18 protein-coding genes are annotated in these 17,524 nt (G+C 63.4%); 10 read left to right on the forward strand and 8 right to left on the reverse strand.

The features are described from left to right. Positions 1-39: 39 nt before the first annotated feature. Positions 40-1,689 carry an alpha,alpha-phosphotrehalase gene (gene treC / locus FYK34_RS10720; protein WP_149296352.1) on the reverse strand — a complete coding sequence of 550 codons (1,650 nt, stop codon included), beginning with the start codon at positions 1,687-1,689 and terminating at the stop codon, positions 40-42. Beyond that, positions 1,682-3,136, reverse strand: a complete 1,455-nt coding sequence (gene treP, locus FYK34_RS10725) for a PTS system trehalose-specific EIIBC component (protein ID WP_149296353.1) — start codon at positions 3,134-3,136, stop codon at positions 1,682-1,684. The genes treC and treP overlap by 8 nt, the downstream gene beginning before the upstream one ends. A gap of 620 nt (positions 3,137-3,756) precedes the next feature. Between treP and FYK34_RS10730 the strand changes: the two genes are divergently transcribed. Then, entirely contained in the window at positions 3,757-4,506 is a 750-nt protein-coding gene (locus FYK34_RS10730) for an HNH endonuclease (RefSeq protein WP_149296354.1), read from the forward strand. A gap of 98 nt (positions 4,507-4,604) precedes the next feature. On the opposite strand, the gene treR is transcribed toward FYK34_RS10730, so the two are convergent. Further along, complete coding sequence (gene treR / locus FYK34_RS10735; protein WP_149296355.1) at positions 4,605-5,309, reverse strand: trehalose operon repressor; 705 nt, start codon at positions 5,307-5,309, stop codon at positions 4,605-4,607. A gap of 79 nt (positions 5,310-5,388) precedes the next feature. Continuing rightward, on the reverse strand, positions 5,389-6,285 hold the full coding sequence (locus FYK34_RS10740) for a LysR family transcriptional regulator (RefSeq protein ID WP_149296356.1): 897 nt from the start codon (positions 6,283-6,285) through the stop codon (positions 5,389-5,391). Between the two features lie 127 nt (positions 6,286-6,412). On the opposite strand from FYK34_RS10740, the gene aceB reads away from it, so the two are divergent. From aceB to FYK34_RS10755, 3 genes are all read left to right on the forward strand, one after another. Beyond that, complete coding sequence (gene aceB, locus FYK34_RS10745; RefSeq protein WP_149296357.1) at positions 6,413-8,008, forward strand: malate synthase A; 1,596 nt, start codon at positions 6,413-6,415, stop codon at positions 8,006-8,008. 146 nt (positions 8,009-8,154) lie between these two features. Continuing rightward, complete coding sequence (locus tag FYK34_RS10750) at positions 8,155-8,847, forward strand: SIMPL domain-containing protein (RefSeq protein WP_149296358.1); 693 nt, start codon at positions 8,155-8,157, stop codon at positions 8,845-8,847. Positions 8,848-8,935: 88 nt separating this feature from the next. After that, positions 8,936-9,547, forward strand: coding sequence for a glutathione S-transferase (locus FYK34_RS10755; protein WP_149296359.1), 612 nt, complete (start codon positions 8,936-8,938; stop codon positions 9,545-9,547). 136 nt (positions 9,548-9,683) lie between these two features. On the opposite strand, the gene FYK34_RS10760 is transcribed toward FYK34_RS10755, so the two are convergent. Beyond that, complete coding sequence (locus tag FYK34_RS10760) at positions 9,684-10,367, reverse strand: DUF1345 domain-containing protein (RefSeq protein WP_168209712.1); 684 nt, start codon at positions 10,365-10,367, stop codon at positions 9,684-9,686. Between the two features lie 138 nt (positions 10,368-10,505). Here FYK34_RS10760 and FYK34_RS10765 point away from each other — a divergent pair, with 138 nt between their 5' ends. From FYK34_RS10765 to FYK34_RS10775, 3 genes are all read left to right on the forward strand, one after another. Next, on the forward strand, positions 10,506-11,282 hold the full coding sequence (locus FYK34_RS10765) for a 2OG-Fe dioxygenase family protein (RefSeq protein ID WP_149296360.1): 777 nt from the start codon (positions 10,506-10,508) through the stop codon (positions 11,280-11,282). Between the two features lie 74 nt (positions 11,283-11,356). Continuing rightward, on the forward strand, positions 11,357-12,100 hold the full coding sequence (locus tag FYK34_RS10770) for a substrate-binding periplasmic protein (RefSeq protein WP_231137241.1): 744 nt from the start codon (positions 11,357-11,359) through the stop codon (positions 12,098-12,100). Between the two features lie 34 nt (positions 12,101-12,134). After that, positions 12,135-12,524, forward strand: coding sequence for a YybH family protein (locus FYK34_RS10775; protein ID WP_149296361.1), 390 nt, complete (start codon positions 12,135-12,137; stop codon positions 12,522-12,524). On the opposite strand, the gene FYK34_RS10780 is transcribed toward FYK34_RS10775, so the two are convergent. The 3 genes from FYK34_RS10780 to FYK34_RS10790 form a co-directional block, all read right to left on the reverse strand. Beyond that, a complete protein-coding gene (locus tag FYK34_RS10780) occupies positions 12,518-12,799 on the reverse strand; it encodes a hypothetical protein (RefSeq protein ID WP_149296362.1) in 282 nt (93 codons plus the stop codon). The two genes, FYK34_RS10775 and FYK34_RS10780, sit on opposite strands and share 7 nt — an antisense overlap. A 117-nt stretch (positions 12,800-12,916) precedes the next feature. Then, entirely contained in the window at positions 12,917-13,132 is a 216-nt protein-coding gene (locus tag FYK34_RS10785) for a YdcH family protein (protein WP_149296363.1), read from the reverse strand. 104 nt (positions 13,133-13,236) lie between these two features. Then, entirely contained in the window at positions 13,237-14,136 is a 900-nt protein-coding gene (locus FYK34_RS10790) for a prohibitin family protein (protein WP_149296364.1), read from the reverse strand. Between the two features lie 230 nt (positions 14,137-14,366). Here FYK34_RS10790 and hflK point away from each other — a divergent pair, with 230 nt between their 5' ends. The 3 genes from hflK to FYK34_RS10805 are packed head-to-tail and all read left to right on the forward strand — an operon-like array spanning position 14,367 to position 17,508. Next, positions 14,367-15,380, forward strand: coding sequence for an FtsH protease activity modulator HflK (gene hflK, locus FYK34_RS10795; RefSeq protein WP_149296365.1), 1,014 nt, complete (start codon positions 14,367-14,369; stop codon positions 15,378-15,380). Then, positions 15,377-16,258, forward strand: a complete 882-nt coding sequence (gene hflC, locus FYK34_RS10800) for a protease modulator HflC (protein ID WP_231137242.1) — start codon at positions 15,377-15,379, stop codon at positions 16,256-16,258. The genes hflK and hflC overlap by 4 nt, the downstream gene beginning before the upstream one ends. After that, on the forward strand, positions 16,255-17,508 hold the full coding sequence (locus FYK34_RS10805) for an NRAMP family divalent metal transporter (protein WP_149296366.1): 1,254 nt from the start codon (positions 16,255-16,257) through the stop codon (positions 17,506-17,508). Before hflC ends, FYK34_RS10805 begins: the two co-directional genes overlap by 4 nt. Positions 17,509-17,524 lie beyond the last annotated feature (16 nt).

Raw genomic sequence — 17,524 nt, forward strand, 5'->3', positions numbered from 1 at the left:
CTGGCGGCTGGCATGGCGGGGCGAATCTAGGCGTGAGCGTTAGGCAGCGGCCGGCGGCGTCGCCCGGTACAGCAGCGAATGCCAGGGCCTCAGCTGGCCAAGGGCCTGCGGCGGGTAATTGGACAACAATAGCTCCAAGGTCCAGCCTTCCGGCACAGCGTCCGGCTGCGGCTGGTAATGGATGTTGTCGGCGCCGAAGTGGCTGATGACCAGCAGCATTTCATCGTCGCAGCGGCGGGTGTAGGCCCACAAGTAGGGGTGATCCGGCGTCAGGCAGCGGTAATCGCCATCGGCGAACACCCGGTATTGCTTGCGCAGCCGGATCAAGCGCCGGTAGTGGTGCAAGGCGGAGTTTTTATCACCGATGGCGGCGGCGACATTGACCCGATCCGCGTCCGCCGCCACGCCTATCCACGGCTCGGCCGCGCTGAAGCCGGCATGCGGGCCGTCGTCCCACTGCATGGGCGTGCGGGCGTTGTCGCGCGAGCGCTGGCGGATCACTGCCATCGCCTCGGCGTCGGCATAGCCTTCCGCCAGCAACTGGCGGTAGGCGTTCAGGCTTTCCACATCGCGCAGTTGGCCGATGCCGACGAAGCCGGGGTCGGCCATCGCAATCTCCTCGCCCTGGTAGATATAGGGCGTGCCCTGCAGGCCGTGCAGCGCGGTGGCCAGCATCTTGGCGGACTCGGTCCGGTAGCGGCCGTCGTCGCCAAAGCGCGACAAGGCGCGCGGCTGATCGTGGTTGCACCAGAACAGCGCGTTCCAGCCGCCGCCGGCGTGCATGCCGGTTTGCCAGTCGGACAGGATGCGCTTGAGGGCGATGAAATCCACCTCGCCCGCCCGCCACTTCTCGCCGTCCGGGTAGTCCACCTTCAGATGGTGGAAGTTGAAGGTCATGCTCAGCTCGCGCCTATCCGGGCGGCTGTAGGCGATGCAATGCGCCAGCGAGGTGGACGACATCTCGCCCACCGTCAGCAAGTCATGGCCGTCGAATACTTCGCGGTGCATCTGCTGCAAGTATTCGTGCACGCGCGGGCCATCGGTATAGAAATGGCGGCCGTCGCTGTCGTCCTCGGAGAAGGCCGGGTCTTTGGAGATCAGATTGATCACGTCCAGCCGGAAGCCGGCCACGCCCTTGTCGCGCCAGAAACGCATCATCTCGAACACCGCCTGGCGCAGCGCCGGGTTGTCCCAGTTCAGATCGGCCTGGGTCTTGTCGAACAAATGCAGGTAGTACTGGCCGCTGGCGGGGTCTTTCTCCCAGGCGCTGCCGCCGAACTTGGACTGCCAGTTGTTCGGCGCGTCGCGCCAGATGTAGAAGTCGCGATAGGGGTTGTCCCTGCCCTTCAGCGCCTCTTGGAACCAGGCATGTTCAGTGGAGGTGTGGTTGACCACGATGTCCAGCATCACGCCGATGCCGCGGCGCTTGGCCTCCGCCAACAGCAGCTCGAAGTCTTCCATGCTGCCGTAGGTCGGGTCGATGCTGTAATAGTCGCTGACATCGTAGCCGTTATCGTTTTGCGGCGAGCGGTAGAACGGCGTCAGCCATACATAATCGACGCCCAGCCAGGTCAGATAATCCAGCCGGTCCACCACGCCCAGGAGGTCGCCCGTGGCCTGGTTGCGGTGGCTGCAAAAACTCTTGGGGTAGATCTGGTAAACCACCGCCCGCTTCATGTCCTTAGCCATTTTGCGCGGCCTCCTGCGCCATGCCCACAGCGCGCTGGCGCCGCGCCAGCAGCCAGGTCACGCCAAACGGCACAATCAAGGCCACCAGCGTGCCGGCCAGGAACAGCGGGATGTACTGCGGAATGATGGAGATGAAGGCCGGCAAGCCGCCCACGCCGATGGCCGACGCCTTGACGTGGCCCAGGCTGATCAGCACCGCCGCGCAGGAAGAGCCGGCCAGCGCCGCGTAGAACGGCAGCTTGTGGCGCAGATTGACGCCGAACATCGCCGGCTCGGTGATGCCGAAGAAGGCCGATATCGCGGAAGTAGACGCCATATTCTTGTCGTTGGCGCTCCGGGCCAGCCAGAACATGGCCAGCGCGGCGCTGCCCTGGGCGATATTGGACAAGGCGATCATCGGCCAGATGAAGGTGCCGCCCTGGCTGGAGATCAGCTGCAGGTCCACCGCGATGAACATATGGTGCATGCCGGTCAGCACCAGCGGCGCGTACAACGCGCCGAACAAGGCCGCGCCCAGCCACGGCGCCAGGTTGAACACGTAGACCAGCGCGTCGGTGACGGCGATGCCCAGGTGGCGGGCCAATGGGCCGATCACCGCCAGCGCCAGGAAGCCGCTGATGGCGATGGTGACGATGGGCACCACCAAGAGCTGCACCGCGTTGGGCACCTTGGGCTTTAGCCACAACTCGACGCGGCACATCACCCAGGCGGCGGCCAGGATGGGCAGGATCTGGCCCTGGTAGCCCACTTTTTCGATATGCAGGCCGAACAGGTCGAAGTAAGACACCGACGCGCCATCCAGTCCGGCTGCCGCCTTGCCGTAATTCCAGGCATTGAGCAGGTCCGGATGCACCAGCAGCAGGCCCAGCACGATGCCCAGAATCTCGCTGCCGCCAAAGCGCTTGGCCGCGGACCAGCCCACCAGCGCCGGCAGGAAGACAAAGGACGTGTTGGCCATCATATTGATCAGGCCCCACAGCCCGGACAGGCCCGGGTAGGCGTCCAGCAGGCTCTTGCCCTCAATGAACATGCCCTTGGCGCCCAGCAGATTATTGGCGCCCATCAGCAGGCCGGCGATGACGATGGCCGGCAAGATCGGCATGAACACGTCGGAGAACACCTTCACCAGCTGCTGCAGCCGGTTCTGCTTGGCGTCGCCGCTGGCTTTGACGTCGGCGATAGTGGCGCGCGCCACGCTGCCCTGCTTCACCATCTCGGCGTAGACGCGGTCCACGTCGCCGGCGCCGATGACGATCTGAAACACGCCGGCATTGCTGAAGTGCCCCTTCACCAGCGCCATCTGGCGCAGCGCGTCTCCATTCACCTTGGACTCATCGTGCAAAGAGATGCGCAGCCGGGTGAGGCAGTGCGCCGCCTGGCGGATATTGGCCGCGCCGCCGATGTTTTGCAGTATCTGCGCGGCGATCGCTTGATAGTTTTGACTCATCATCCCTCCCTGTCCCTGGTCGCGGCGGTGGGTTCGCATCCGGCCACCATGCCGGAAATCCGCCTGTTTGTGGTGATTGTCCGCATCACAACTGGAGGCAAGTTAACTCGTACATACGAGATGGTCAACACTCGTCTGTACGAGTTTGCAAAAAGTCAAAACGACTGCCGCCATTTCGCAACAGCGGTAAAACAAAGGCCCGGGCGGATCTCTCCGCGCCGGGCCTGTCTCACTCAATCTTTTCTGTCACCCGCGGTGGATCGCCCCTACGGGGCATCCACCCTACGAAACACCGTCTGCCGTAGGGCGGAAGCCCGGCCAAGCCGGGCGTTCCGCCGGGTTGTAGCCATCATGGCAATATTCAGGATACGTGGGGCTACCCCAACCCCGGCTGACTGACGGATATTTTCTCGTCTGTGCATCCGGCAAATACACCGCCCCTCGGTCAGTAGTATGTTTTGTCCAATTTTAGCCCCCCAACAAGAAGCTCCATCAGCCATCATCATGTTGATTTCAACATGAAAATATTGACCGTATATTTTTTATGCACCACAGTACCGGCTTTCACTCGATGTTTTCGGTTACTAACTACAAGTTATACGTCTCAGATGACAATCACCATGAACCGTAAGTCGTTTATCCAATCGCAAGGTGCTACATGCGCCAATTGGACGTGGAGTTGGTCGTTCATCAATGTGGAGAAACGGACGATCATCTTCGGCGCATGGGACAAATATACTGAAGGCTCCAAATCGCTAATCTTTAGCGAAGCGTGGGCCACAAACCCTGCGGGCCGTAAAAAACCGGCCTATCGGCAAAGTCGGGAACACATTCGTCTCGTTGAAGAGGAGGGGTACAAATTACTTACCTTTCCGATGATCTTCTCCGATGAGTTGAAAGACGAGGACGGATCCGGTCCTTCAAAGATCAAAGGCTTCCAGCCCGTATTGACCGCCAAGTCTCTTGTCCGCGCTGGCGGCAACTGGTACGCCTTTAACGGCAGGACCAACACTTCAATTCCAGAAGAAGTCCAGAACCCTGAAAAATTTGTAGAGGGGGCAGCAAAGACAATCGCCGTCAACGCTTATGAGCGCAACAGCAAGGCGAGGTCCGCTTGTATCAAGCACTATGGAGCCGTGTGTGCCGTCTGCGACTTCAACTTTGAAGCTGCATACGGCGCTATCGGCAAGGACTTCATCCATGTCCATCACATTGTTCCGCTCTCGGAAATTCGCCGAGAGTACGAGCTTGATCCCGTACGTGACCTTATTCCCATATGCCCCAACTGTCACGCAGTCATTCACCTAACGCAGCCGGCCATGAGCATAGAAGAACTTAGGATTTGCCTTACGAAGCCCAGAGACGCATAACTGTCGGCTCAACGAGGACGTCAACACCAGAAATGCTTATGGCATTTTCATACCCAAAGTCCGCTTACAAAACCCTCCCCTCGCCCTGAAAGAAAACGCTACCGCCTCGCAATATCCGTAAAATAAAACTTGTCCAGCCGATGCCGCGACTCGGTGTATTCGAACAGCCGTCCGTCGTAAAGGTGGGTCAGGTTCTTGACCACGATCACGTGGTCCATGCCGTTCAGGTCCAGGTAGCGGCGGTCGTCGTCGCTGCAGGGCTGGGCCTCGATGATGCGCTGGGCGTAGCTGATGGTCAGGCCCAGATCCTGCTCGATGTAGCGGTAAATGGAGCCGGCGGCGATGTCTTCGGTCAGGCCGGGAATGAGCTCGGCGACGAAATGGTTGACGTCCAGGATCACGTTTTCGCCGTCGATATTGCGCACCCGCTTGATCCTGATGATTTCCCCGCCCTCCGCCAGGCCAGTGGCCTGGGCCAGCGCGGCGTCCGCCGGCGCGCGCGCCAGTTCCGCCACGCGCGATACCACCTTGCGCCCCATGCGCTCGTTCATTTCCTGGAAGCTGACAATGCCGCTGAGCTGGAACTCGATATTGCCCGGCTTGAGCACGAACACGCCCTTGCCATGAATCTTCTGCACATAGCCGCGTTCCTGCAGCATGTCCACGGCCTTGCGCACGGTGCCGCGGCTGGCTTCGTAGCTGTGCATCAATTCGGATTCGGATGGGATGCGCTCGCCCTGGGCGTAACGCCGGTTGTCGATATCGGCGACGATATCGGTATAGATCTGATGATATTTATTCACGTTGTTCGTCTTGGAATCGCGCGGCCCCTGCGCGGCAAGGCCTTACCTTAGCAAGACGGGCGCGGCTCGGCAAACCGGCTCAGTTCCAGTAGCCGGGTTGGGCGTATGCGTTTTTCAGATGCTCGATGAAGTGGCGCACCCGCGCCGGCAACAGACGCCGCTGCGGCACCACCGCGTAGACGGGGTAGTCCGGCGAGGCGCAGTCGTCCAGCACGGTGAGCAGCCGGCCGGCGGACAGATCGTCCTTCACCTCCCACAAGGAACGCCAGGCCAAACCCAGGCCCTGCAGCGCCCAATCGTGCAGCACCGCGCCGTCGTTGCATTCCAGCGCGCCGGACACCTTGAGGTTCACCGGCTGGCCGTCCATCACGAAGCTCCAGCCTCGGCTCTGGCTCTCGCCCAGGGACAGGCACTGGTGATGCTGCAAATCCTCTAGCGCGCGCGGCGCGCCATGGGTGGCCAGATAGTCCGGCGACGCCACCACCACGCGCCGGTTTTCCGCCAGCCGGATGGCCACCAGGCTGGAATCGGCCAGGTCCGAGATGCGGATGGAACAGTCGATCCGGTCGCGCTGCAGGTCCACCAGCCGGTCCGACAGGTCCAGCGTGACTTTGACTTCCGGATGCAGGCGCTGGAAGGCGGCGACATGCGGCGCCACGTGGCGGCGGCCAAAGCCGGCCGGGGCGGACAGCCGTAGGTGGCCGCGCGCCTTGCCGCTGCCGGAGGCCACCGCCGCCTCGGCCTCGGTCAGGTCGGCCAGGATGCGCTGGCAGTCTTCATAGAAAGCCTCGCCCTCCTGCGTCGGCGCCACGCTGCGCGTGGTGCGCACCAGCAGGCGCACGCCCAGCCTCTCTTCCAGCGCGTCCAGCCGCCGTCCCACCATGGCCGGCACCACGCCCAGCTGCCGCGCGGCGGCCGACAGGCTGCCTAGTCCCACCACGGCGACAAAGGTCTCCAGCTGCTTCAGCTCGCTCATTTACTACCTAAAAGTAAAAAATGTTATGCCAATACGGTCATTTCTTTTTACTCGCGCGCCGAATAGACTGTCAATCATTGCATTGCAGCATTTTCGCATCATCACCCGCTTACCAAGGAGCGCGCGCATGGCAGCCAATCTTCCGCAGGGCGTGGAAATCCTCGCCGACATCACTCCGGCTTACGCCGAAATCCTCACGCCGGAGGCGCTGGAATTCGTCGCCAAGCTGCACCGCCGCTTCGAGGCCACCCGCCGCGAGCGCCTGGCCGCCCGCACGGCGCGCCAGGCAGAGCTGGACGCCGGCAAACTGCCGGACTTTCTGCCGGAAACCGCCGCCGTGCGCGCCGGCGACTGGAAGATCGCCCCGCTGCCGGCGGACCTCTTGGACCGCCGCGTGGAAATCACCGGCCCGGTGGAGCGCAAGATGATGATCAACGCGCTGAACTCCGGCGCCAAGAGCTTCATGGCGGACTTCGAGGATTCCAACTGTCCGAGCTGGGATAACCAGATCGCCGGCCAGATCAACGTCCGCGACGCCTACCGCAAAACCATTTCCTTCCAAAGCCCGGAAGGCAAGCAGTACCGGCTCAACGACAGCATCGCCACCCTGCTGCTGCGCCCGCGCGGCTGGCATTTGATGGAAAAACACGTCAAGGTGGACGGCGAGATCGTATCCGGCAGCCTGTTCGACTTCGGCCTGTCCTTCTTCCACAACATCCATTACCTGCGCGAACACGGCAGCGCCACCTATTACTACCTGCCCAAGATGGAAAGCCATCTGGAAGCGCGCCTGTGGAACGACGTGTTCGTATTCGCCCAGAACGAGCTGGCCGTCCCGCAAGGCACCATCAAGGCCACCGTGCTGATCGAAACCATCCTCGCCGCCTTCGAGATGGACGAAATCCTGTACGAGCTGCGCGAGCACTCCGCCGGCCTCAACGCCGGCCGCTGGGACTACATCTTCAGCTGCATCAAGAAGTTCAAGCAGAACCGCGACTTCTGCCTGGCCAACCGCGCGCAGATCACCATGACCGTGCCCTTCATGCGCGCCTACGCCCTGTTGCTGCTGAAGACCTGCCACCACCGGAACGCCCCGGCCATCGGCGGCATGGCGGCGCTGATTCCGATCAAGAACGACGCGGCCGCCAATGAAAAGGCGCTGGCCGGCGTCAAGGCGGACAAGGACCGCGACGCCACCGACGGCTACGACGGCGGCTGGGTGGCCCACCCCGGCCTGGTGCCCATCGCCGCCGCGGCCTTTGGCGCGGTGCTGGGCGACGCGCCCAACCAGATCGCCAAGCAGCGCCCGGACGTGCAGGTGAGCGCCGCCGACTTGCTGAACTTCCAGCCGGAAACGCCGATCACCGAAGCGGGCCTGGCCATGAACATCAACGTCGGCATCCAGTACCTGGGTGCCTGGATTTCCGGCAACGGCTGCGTGCCCATCCACAACCTGATGGAAGACGCCGCCACGGCGGAAATCTCGCGTTCGCAGATCTGGCAATGGATACGCTCGCCCAAAGGCGTGCTGGATGATGGCCGCAAGGTCACCGTGGAGCTGTTCCGCGCGCTGCAGGAACAGGAAATCGCCAAGCTGAAGGCCGAATACGGCAGCCGCTGGACCCAGCAATACGAAGACGCGGCCAAGATGTTCGACCTCTTGACCACGTCTGACGACTTCGTCGAATTCCTGACCCTGCCGGGCTACGAATACATCGCCTGATCCGGCTCCGCCCCATCCAAGCGGCCCCATGCGGGCCGTTTGGCATTTTAAGCCTTGATGAATTCGCCATGCGGCATGGAACCAGCGCTTGCCAAGCGGATCGAAGCGGAGTCTACTTTCAGCCACCTTCCCGCCCTGGAGTCGAAATGAAAAAATTCCGCGCCCAATCCATGCTCCTGTGCTGCGCCCTGGCCGGCGCCGCCCCCTTCGCCGCCGCCGACGGCATCCAGCTCAATCTCTCCGCCAACGCCCAGCGCGAGGTGCCCAACGACGAACTCTCCGCCACGCTGTATGTGCAACAAAGCAACAACAAGGCCGCCGCGCTGGCCGACAAACTGAATCGCGTCACCAACGAAGGTCTGGCCCTGGGCCGCGGCTTCAAAGACGTGCAGCTGTCCAGCGGCAGCTACAACACCTGGCCCAGCTATGACAAGAATGGCAAGATCACCGGCTGGCAAGGCCGTTCGGAAATCCTGCTGAAAAGCAGCAACTTCACCGAAGCAGCTGAGCTGATCGCCAAATTACAACAGACCATGCTGCTGCAGGGCGTGCAATTCGGCGTATCGGACAAGGCCCGCCGCAAGGCCGAACAAGAGATGATTCCGGAAGCCATCGCCAGCCTGAAAGGCCAGGCGGAAGTCGCCGCCAAGGCGCTGGGCAAGAGCGTGGTCAATATCCAGCAGCTGGACATCGGCCAGCAAAACCACGGTTTCCGCCCTCCGGTGATGATGATGAAAGCCGCCATGGGCGGCGCCGAAGCCAACGTCAGCCAGCCCGATCTGCAACCGGGCCAGAGCCAATTGCAGCTGCAAGTCAGCGGCAAGGTTGAGCTCAAGTAAGGCTTTCGGCTCCGGCTGGCTTGCGCTAAAGTAGGTGCTGGCCGCCGTCCCAGCCGGCAACCGCCCCCTCACTTCCCATCGCCCGAACATGAAACTGATCGCCTCTTTGACCAGCCCCTATGCCCGCAAGGTGCGCATCGTGCTGGCTGAAAAGAAAATCGACTGCCCGCTCGAGGAAGACGTGCCCTGGAACGAGGGCACTCGCGTGCCGGAATACAATCCGCTCGGCAAGGTGCCCGTGCTGGAGCTGGATGACGGCTCCACGCTGTACGATTCCCGCGTGATCGTCGAATACCTCGAGAACAGCTCGCCGGTTTCGCGGCTGCTGCCGCAGGACAACCGCCAGTTGATCAATACCCGGCGCTGGGAGGCCCTGGCGGACGGCATCATAGACGCCATGGTCGCCATCGTGCTGGAGCATCGCCGGCCACCGGAAAAGCAGATGGCAGAGGTGGTGCAGCGCCAGCGCGACAAGATATTGCGCGGCCTGGCCACGCTGTCGGCCGATCTGGCCGAGCGGCAATGGTGCACCAGCCACGGCTACAGCCTGGCGGACATCGCCGTCGGCTGCTGCCTGGGTTATCTGGACTTCCGCGCGCCGGAAATCGACTGGCGCGCCGCCCATCCCAATCTGGACGCGCTGCTGCAGCGCCTGCACCAGCGGCAATCCTTCATCGACACCGCGCCGCCGGCCGCCTGAGCCGGCTAGCCGCCAGAGCACGCCACCTCACCGGTGGCGTTTTTGTTTCATCGACGCTCGCCCAACCTCCTGGCAGCGCCTGAATCAAAGCGCGCCGACGCGGATAGGAAGGGGTTTGGCTCGCGAGTGTGAACCCTCAAATCAGGCCTGCCGCGATATTGATCATCAGCGCCAGCACCGTGGCGTTGAAGAAGAAGGCCAGCACGCAGTGCACGGTGCCGGTCCGGCGTTGGCAACTGCTGCTGAAGCTGACATCCGCAGTCTGGCCGGAGGTACCGATGATGAAGGAGAAATACAGGAAATCGCTGTAATCCGGTTGATCGGTGCCTGGAAACTCCAGCCCGCCAGGCTTGCCTTTCGCCTCCTCGGCATAGAAGGCGCGCGCATAATGCAGCGCGAACATCACGTGGGTGAAGGCCCAGGAAGACAGCAGCGTCAGCACCGCCAGCGCGATATGGGCAAAGCGCAGCCAGCCATGCATGTCCTTGACCACCGCCAGCTCCATCACGATGGCGCTCAGACTGGCGCCAGCCGCCAAGCAAACCAGCAGCAGCACCAGCCACTGTCCCTCATCCTCCAGCCGCGCCCAATGCCGCACAGACTGGCGCCGCGCCCCGAACATCATGCCGCCTACCAAGGCCAGATACAGCCAGGCGCCGGCATTCCAGCCGACAATGTAGCGGGTGACGTCGTGCATGGCGGTCACGTGGGGCAAACAGAATATGACGGCGAGGCCGAACAAGGCGGACCAGGCCAAGCGCGGGCGGGCCAGCACCAGGCGGACGATCAGGAAGCGGCGGGTGATAGAAAACAGGGTCATAGGCAACTTTGGCTCCCAGGACGGCATGCTCGCATGCCGAAATTTGCAATCAACATCAACCATTAATAACAAATATTTATTTTAGCTATTGCATGAAGCCGGGCACAATCAGGCATCCGCCTTGAAACAGGACATGCTATGAACCAGGCTTTCTTGCCGCAAGCCACAGCCGCCGCGCGGGATTACGATGCGCAATTGGACGCGGTCTGCCAGAGACTGGCCCGTCGCGACTACTGCCTGCTGCCAAGCGAGCAGACCCGAAACCTGTTGCTGGCCGACTCGGCGACCGCGCTGGATGACTGGGAAGCGTTCCATGATAGCTGGAACCAATTGCGCCTGGACAACTTCATGGCGGACGGCGGGCGCTACCGCCAACGGCTGCACGCCACGTTGAGCGCGCCAGCCGGGGCGCGCGCCGCCCGCGCCGAGCCGCACCAGCCTCACTATCAAAGCCGCTTCTACAACCCGTTGAACGGCGGCGTGGCGCGCCACTATGAGCCGATACGCAATGAAATACTGCTGGGCCCCACCATGCAGGCTGTGCTGCGGCTGGGCTGCGCCGTATTCGGCCAGCTCTCGCCCTACACGCCCTGGCATATCGAGGCGCACCAGTACCGGATAGAGGCCAAGAACCGCCAGTGCGGCAAACCGACACCGGAAGGCATACACCGCGACGGCGTGCACTTCCTGTTGATGATGCTGGTGGGACGGCGCAATCTGGTGAATGGCGCGACGGAATTGTATACCTTGGAACACGAGCCGCTGTCCGAGTTCACCTTGACCGAACCGCTGGACCTGGCCCTGGTCAACGACGAGCGGGTGCTGCATGGCGTGACGCCGGTCGCGCAGCTGGATCCCTCCCGCGACGGCACGCGCGACGTGCTGTTGCTCAGTTTTCGACGCCGCGCTGGCTGAGCGCCAGCCTGCCCCCTGCCCGCCAATCCATCTATGCTGAATCAGACAGACATGCGCGCAGAAGGAAAACGAGAGTGACAAAATCGATGCTGGGCTGGGCCATTGTCTTATGCAGCCTGCTGTCCGCCCCGGCGAGGGCTGACAAGCTGCTGGCCTACACCGAAGATGTGCCGCCGCTTAACTACCTGGAGAATGGCCGGGTCAAGGGCTTTGGAACCGAGCTGCTGGAACTGGTGGCCAAAGAAGCCGGGTTCGATCTTCGGGTGGAAGTGCTGCCTTGGCTGCGCGCTTACGCCCAAGTCAAGAACACGCCCGGCTCGCTGCTGTTCACTCTGGTGCGCACGCCCGAGCGGGAAAACCAGTTCCTGTGGGTGGGGCCGATCAGTCCGCGCCGCATCTATCTGTATCGCCTGGCGGAGCGGCGCGACATCCATGTCGCCGCGCCGGTCGATTTGGCCCGCTACCGCAACGGCGCGCTGGCTGGATCGGCGGCCGCCAAGCAGTTGGCCGAAATGGGCCTGTCGAGCGACAGCCTGGACATCGGCCACAGCGACACCAGCGATCTGCAAAAGCTGGTGCTTGGCCGCGTGGATACAGTGGCGATGCTGGATTGGGCCATGGCCTGGCAGCTGCGCCAGCTGCATCTGCCGGCGGACACCGTGGCGCCTGCCTGGTTGCTGGACGGCAAGCAGCAATACTGGTTCGCGCTCAACCTCAATTCGCCCCAGGGCTGGGACAAGCGCCTGCAGGCTGCGCTGGACCGAGTCGGCGCGGATGGCCGCCTGCGCGCCATACAACGCCGCTACCTGAACGACTGAGCCGCCCCCCGCGCGCGCAACCAAGGAGAGCCGCATGCAAGACCACCCCGTCGCCCAGTTGATCGCCGCCGCCGACGCGGCGATCAACGCCGAAGACTTCGACCGGCTGATGGACTTCTACGCCGACGACGCGGTGCTGGTGATCCGCCCCGGACTCAACGCCTGCGGCAAGGAGCAAATCCGCCAGGCCTTCATCGCCATCGCCGCCCACTTCAACCACAGCCTGCAAGTCAGCCAGGACGCCGTGCATATTCTGCACAGCGGCGCCAGCGCGCTGGCACTGGCCAAGACCCGCTTGAAGGCGGAGCAAATGGACGAAATCACCCGCGACGCCACCTATGTCTTCGCCCAGGACGCGGACGGCGCCTGGCGCTGCGCCATAGACAATTCCTACGGCCATCAGCTGCTGGAGCCGCCTCAGTGATGATGGAGCGCCTTGAGCAGCTCTTCCGCCGTAGCCGCTTTGTCAAACGCCTTGCGCAGTTTGTTGAACGCCTTGGCCGCATGCTCCGGATGCTTGGCGAAGGGCACCAGACCGTCGTAGTGCCAGCCCGCCGCGGCCAGGGCCTGCTTGCGGAAACTCATGCCTTCATTGCCCCCGCCTCCCATGGCGACCAAGGCCTGCTCCATCAGGGTATGCGGATGCGGCGTGCGGCTCAGGGTAATGAAATGCTTGCTGTGGACTTCATCGAAATGCATGGCGGCTTCCCCGTGGATGGATGGTCTTTTTTTTAGTTCTAGCCGCAACCATCAACCTGTGCAGCAAAAAAGCCGGCGCAGATCGCCGGCTTATGCAGAAAACGGAGAAACGCCAAATCAGGACGTATGCGACTTCAGCAAGACGTACAACTGGTCCTTCAACTTCAGCTTTTCTTTCTTCAGCACCTCAATTTCCTGCTGGCTCGCATTGACGATGCGGTCTTCCATATTCTTGATCTGCTGGTCCAATTGATTGTGCAGATCGAACAGCTTGGAAAAATGCGCATCTTCGATTTTCAGGCGGGAAATCAGATCACGGTATTCCGGAAACATCGGCAGCCTCCTTGGTGGGTGTCGGGACCGGCCTGGCCGGTCCATGACTTCATGCTAACGGTAAAATGCGGGCGCGCGCTTGATCTGTCTCAGCTGCGGCCGTCTCATTTCTGCGCGCCAGGCGCCGGAATGTTCAGCAGCATGCCCCCGCCCTCGCCGCCCACCACATTGGGCATCTGGCCATTCCACTTGTCGATGTAGGCGCGCTGCAGCTTCAGCTTTTCCCAGGCCAACAGCCTGTCGTCCAGCGAGGAGGCCAGGGCGCGGTTGGCTGCCGCCTCGCCCTCGGCGATCGCCACCTTCTTGCGCGCCTCGGCCTGAGCCGCCCTGACCTCGTTCTCCGTGCGGATGGAATCCTGGATCGCCTTGGTCTTGGCGTTGACGGCATTGGCCAGCTCCGGCGGCGGCCGCAGCGCCCCCACCAGGCCAAACTGCTGGATGGTCACGCCCATGGGCTGGGTGCGCCGGTTCAACTCCGCCGCCACGCGGGTCAGGAATTCCTCTTTCTTGACGCCATTGACGTCGTCGAAGCTGTATTCGGAACCGATGGCCACCACGATGTTGCGCGCGGTGTCGCGCAGATAGCCGTGAGTCCAGCTGGAGATGTCATCGGCGCGGAAGCGGGTATAAAACTCCGGCACCTTATGCGCGTCCAGCAGGTAAGACACCGCCACGTCTATCGTCACCGGCACCGAATCCTTGGTATTGAAACTCAGCTCTTCATTGGCCGCGCTGCCCTCGTTGGGCGAGCGCGTCCACACCTCGCGCTGGACGAAAGTGGGATACACCACCACCACGCTCTGGATCGGGTTGAAAAACACGAAGCCGGTGACGACGTTCTCCTTGGTGATGCCGCGGTCTATCAGTCGGTTGATCTTGATGCCGGTATAGCCGGGGTTGATCACCGTCCAGCTGAGCACGGTTTTTTCCATGATGTTGAACACCACCACCAGCGCCAGCAGCGCGGCGCCGATTTTCAACATCCAGGCTTTGAGCGGTTGCATTTCAGTCTTTCCTTGATCAAAGGGCAACGGTGACGCCAGCGCCCTCCGCCGGCCATCTGCCCACAGCCAGCATACGACTGCCGCATGATGCAATGCAATATGAATAAAGTGGGCATTCATGGCGCCGAACACGCCCGCCGCCTGGGAATTTCCAGGCGCCTGTCATCCGCGCGGCATGCCCCGCGTTAAACCTGACAAACAACATGGTCAAAATTCAGGACACATCCGCTATGCCTACGCCGCCCTCGCCGGACACGCCCGCCCCCACGCTGCCGCAGCGGCTGGACCACACCCTGGAACTGCTGGGCATGCGCGGCAAGGGCCTGGCCCTGCTGTCCGGCATGCTGGCCGTCATCTGGCTGACTTCCGGCATCTACCGGGTGGAACCCGACGAGCAAGGCGTGGTGCAGCGCTTTGGCCGCTGGACCGACACCACTTCCGCCGGCCTGCACTACCATCTGCCGTGGCCGATAGAAACCGTGCAGCTGCCCAAGACCACCCAGATCAAGCAACTCAAGCTGGCCAATCTGTATGAGGGATCGCCCCCGGACGCGGCGGACCCGCGCGAGAAGCAGATGCTCACCGGCGACGAAAACATCGTCGAAGCCGATTGCGCCGTGTTCTGGCGCATCAAGGACGCCGGCCAGTTCCTGTTCCACACCAACCAGCCGGAAGAAGCGCTGCGCATCACCGCCGAGGGCGCGCTGCGCGAGGTGGTCTCGCACACCCCCATCCAGGCCGCCATGTCCAACCGCCGCCAGCAGGTGGCCGAGGAAACCCGCAGCCTGATCCAGCAGCGGCTGGACGCCCAGCAGGCCGGCATCCTGATCACCCAGGTGCAGCTGCAGCGCGTGGACCCGCCCGCTGCCGTGATTGACGCCTTCAACGACGTGCAGCGCGCCCGCGCCGACCAAGAACGCGCGCGCAACGAGGCTCAGGCCTACAGCAACGACATCCTGCCCAAGGCGCGCGGCGAGGCGGAACGCATCCGCCAGGAAGCCGAAGCCTACCGCAGCCAGGTGGTCAATCTGGCGCAGGGCGAGGCCAAGCGCTTCGACTCGGTCTACCAGACCTACGCCCAGGCCAAGGACGTGACGGCCTGGCGCCTGTATCTGGAAAGCATGGACGAGATGCTGAAGAAAGCCAGCAAGGTGGTGATAGACGGCACCGGCAAGAACGGCGCCGGCGTGCTGCCGCTGCTGCAGCTGCAAGACAAACCCAAGGCCGGCAAGGAGTCCCGATGATGAGCAAGCAAGGACGCGGAATCGGCTGGGCGGCGGGCATCGCCGTGGTCTGGCTGGCGCTGTCGGCGCAATACACGCTGACCGAAGGCCAAAAGGCGCTGGTGGTGCGACTGGGCGCCCCGGTCAACGCCGATGAACAGCCGGGCCTGAAGTTCAAGCTGCCGCTGATAGACAGCGTGCTGTATTACGACACCCGGCTGCAGATATTGGCGCCGCCGCCGGAACAGGTGATCCTGGGCGACGAGAAGCGGCTGGAGGTGGAAACCTACACCCGCTACCGCATCGCCGACACCCTGCGCTTCTATCAGGCGCTGCGCACCGAGGAGCAGGCCCGCGCCCAGCTGACCCAGCTGGTCAGCACCTCGCTCAGGCGCGAACTGGGCAAGGCGCCGCTGACGGACCTGCTCTCTCCCCGCCGCGCCGCCATCGTGGCGCGCATCCAGCAAGAGGTGATAGAACACGCCAAGCCCTTGGGCCTGCAGGTCACCGAGGTGCAGCTGCACCGCGCCGACCTGCCGCTGGAAACCAGCCAGGCCATCTATGACCGGATGAAATCCGCCCGCCAGCAGGAGGCTAAGGAATTGCGCGCCCAGGGCGCGGAATGGGCGCAGCAAATCCAGGCCAAGGCCGACCGGGACCGCACGGTGATCTTGTCCGAGGCGCAGCGGCAAAGCGCCATCACCCACGGCGAAGCCGATGCCGAGGCCGGCCATATTCTGGCCCAGGCCTTCAGCAAGGACCCCAAGTTCTACAAGTTCTACCGCTCGCTGCAGACCTATCGCCAGTCGCTGGCGGACTCCGCGCCCACCCTGGTGCTGTCGCCGGACTCCGCCCTGCTGCGCGACCTGAAAAGCGGGCCGGCAGGCGGCAAGCCATGAGCGACGCGGACGTGCTGCTGCAACCGTCCGCCTTGCGCCGGCTGCGCCACTTGCTGGCCGCCTTGGGGCCCGGCCTGGTGGTGATGCTGGCCGACACCGAAACCGGCAGCGTAATCGCCGCCGCGCAAAGCGGCGCGCGCTGGGGCTACCGCATGCTGCCGCTGCTGCTGTTGCTGATCCCGCTGCTTTACATGGCACAGGAGCTGGCGATACGGCTGGCGCTGGGCACCGGCAAAAGCTACGGCGAGCTGGTGCGCCGGCGCTGGGGACGCCAGGCTGAGCGGGCCATGGCCGCCGTGCTGATGCTGAGCTGCCTGGGCGCGCTGGCCACTCAGCTGGCCGGCCTGGCCGGCATCGGACAGATGTTCGGCGTGCCGGTGCCCCACACCATAGGCCTGCTGTGCGCGCTGATCTTGCTGATGATTGGCACCGGCAGCTACCGCTCGGTGGAGCGCATTGCGCTGGGCCTGGGCGTGTTCGAGCTGGCCTTCCTGGCCGAGGCCTGGCTGGCGCGGCCCGATCCGGCGCAGATGCTGGCCCAGCTCGGCCATCTCCCCCTGGGCAGCCACGATTTCCTGCTGCTGGCCGCCGCCAATATCGGCACCTGCGTCATGCCGTGGACGCTCAGCTACCAGCAATCGGCCATGCTGGACAAGGGCCTGACCCTGGATGACCTGAAACCGGCCAGATTGGACACCCTGCTCGGCGCCGCGCTGTGCCAGCTCATCACCGCCGGCATCCTGATCGCCGCCACCGCGGCCTTCGGCAAGGGCGCCGGCGGCCAAAGCCTGGCCGCCATTCCGGAAATCGCCGGCGGCTTCACCCGCCTGCTCGGCCCGGCCGGCGGCAGGCTGCTGTTCGCGCTGGCGCTGTCCGGCGGCGCGCTGGTGGCCACCATCGTGGTCTGCCTGACCAGCGCCTGGACCCTGGGCGAACTGGCAGGCCAACGCGACTCGCTGGAAAAACACCCCTTGCAGGCGCCGTGGTTCTACGGCGGCTGCGCCGCCATGCTGATAGGCGCCGGCGCGCTGGTATCGTCCGGCGTCAACCTGGTGCAGCTATCCATCGCCACCTCCGTGGCCAACGCGCTCTTGCTGCCCATCATGCTGGCCGGACTGTATTGGCTGGCGCTGCGCGAACTGCCGCCGCCGCTGCGGCTGAGCCGCCGCTACACCCTGGCGCTGGCCCCGGTGCTGTTGCTGGCCGCCGGCTTCAGCCTCTACGCCGGCATCGCCGGCAGCTTGGGCTGACGCCCGACTCCAGGAC

Origin of the sequence: Chromobacterium paludis (assembly GCF_008275125.1) — a bacterium.
Lineage (GTDB): Bacteria > Pseudomonadota > Gammaproteobacteria > Burkholderiales > Chromobacteriaceae > Chromobacterium > Chromobacterium paludis.

Coding starts and splice junctions, on each gene's coding strand:
- treC (WP_149296352.1), bottom strand. CDS start 1,689: ATGGCTAAGGACATGAAGCGGGCGGTGGTTTACCAGATCTACCCCAAG.
- treP (WP_149296353.1), bottom strand. CDS start 3,136: ATGAGTCAAAACTATCAAGCGATCGCCGCGCAGATACTGCAAAACATC.
- FYK34_RS10730 (WP_149296354.1), top strand. CDS start 3,757: ATGAACCGTAAGTCGTTTATCCAATCGCAAGGTGCTACATGCGCCAAT.
- FYK34_RS10740 (WP_149296356.1), bottom strand. CDS start 6,285: ATGAGCGAGCTGAAGCAGCTGGAGACCTTTGTCGCCGTGGTGGGACTA.
- aceB (WP_149296357.1), top strand. CDS start 6,413: ATGGCAGCCAATCTTCCGCAGGGCGTGGAAATCCTCGCCGACATCACT.
- FYK34_RS10750 (WP_149296358.1), top strand. CDS start 8,155: ATGAAAAAATTCCGCGCCCAATCCATGCTCCTGTGCTGCGCCCTGGCC.
- FYK34_RS10755 (WP_149296359.1), top strand. CDS start 8,936: ATGAAACTGATCGCCTCTTTGACCAGCCCCTATGCCCGCAAGGTGCGC.
- FYK34_RS10760 (WP_168209712.1), bottom strand. CDS start 10,367: ATGACCCTGTTTTCTATCACCCGCCGCTTCCTGATCGTCCGCCTGGTG.
- FYK34_RS10765 (WP_149296360.1), top strand. CDS start 10,506: ATGAACCAGGCTTTCTTGCCGCAAGCCACAGCCGCCGCGCGGGATTAC.
- FYK34_RS10775 (WP_149296361.1), top strand. CDS start 12,135: ATGCAAGACCACCCCGTCGCCCAGTTGATCGCCGCCGCCGACGCGGCG.
- FYK34_RS10780 (WP_149296362.1), bottom strand. CDS start 12,799: ATGCATTTCGATGAAGTCCACAGCAAGCATTTCATTACCCTGAGCCGC.
- FYK34_RS10785 (WP_149296363.1), bottom strand. CDS start 13,132: ATGTTTCCGGAATACCGTGATCTGATTTCCCGCCTGAAAATCGAAGAT.
- FYK34_RS10790 (WP_149296364.1), bottom strand. CDS start 14,136: ATGCAACCGCTCAAAGCCTGGATGTTGAAAATCGGCGCCGCGCTGCTG.
- hflK (WP_149296365.1), top strand. CDS start 14,367: ATGCCTACGCCGCCCTCGCCGGACACGCCCGCCCCCACGCTGCCGCAG.
- hflC (WP_231137242.1), top strand. CDS start 15,377: ATGATGAGCAAGCAAGGACGCGGAATCGGCTGGGCGGCGGGCATCGCC.
- FYK34_RS10805 (WP_149296366.1), top strand. CDS start 16,255: ATGAGCGACGCGGACGTGCTGCTGCAACCGTCCGCCTTGCGCCGGCTG.